This window comes from Vibrio sp. 1069 (genome assembly GCF_033340555.1).
This window is the reverse complement of sequence record NZ_JAWOWP010000576.1, coordinates 1-609: the sequence shown is the minus strand read 5'-3', so window position 1 is coordinate 609 and position 609 is coordinate 1. Positions and strand designations below refer to the sequence as shown.

The window sequence follows — 609 nt, the reverse complement described above, 5'->3', positions numbered from 1 at the left end:
TTTTTCTCTCGCTTTAGGGCTAACCAGTAACGATAACGACTCAAATGGTTCCTTTCCTTCGTAGCAATATGACGCCAATGCCGCAACCAATTTACCCTCTTCTAAAATGCCATAGAAGAAGTGGCTATCGAGCTCGAAATCGGCTTTCTCAAATACTTCTGCGCTGTTACTACGTAAAAATACGTCAAGCAACTCATTGTTAGATTCAATATTCAAAGTGAAAACATCAGCATCTTTATTGAAGGTATTATCATTAAATAAATGATAGTCGACGTCGTCATATTCGCAGAATAATTGCAGGTTATTTAATTTTCTCTCTAGCTCACTCGGCTGAAAATGTTTAATTTTATGCCAGAGATTTTCCGGACAGGATAAAAGAGTAAACGCATCAGATTGGAATAAATAAACAGCGGTGTGTTCGGAAAACCTTTTCCAAAATTGGGAGTCATAGTAATAACCGTTGTACGGTTTTTGACTGAGTTCAAACTGATTGCGCCAAGAGCAATCGATTTCTGCTGTTTTCGCAGATGATTTTATAAGCATCCCTACCTCTCTACCTTTGCAGTAGAAAATTATAACTATTTGTTTCGTAGGAACTTAGAAAAACAT

Annotated in this window: 1 protein-coding gene; it reads right to left on the bottom strand. The window is 37.1% G+C overall.

What is annotated here, in order from left to right:
• On the bottom strand, nucleotides 1-543 hold a 543-nt coding region (locus R7040_RS27835; RefSeq protein WP_318097799.1), incomplete at its 3' end, for an amino acid acetyltransferase.
• Nucleotides 544-609 lie beyond the last annotated feature (66 nt).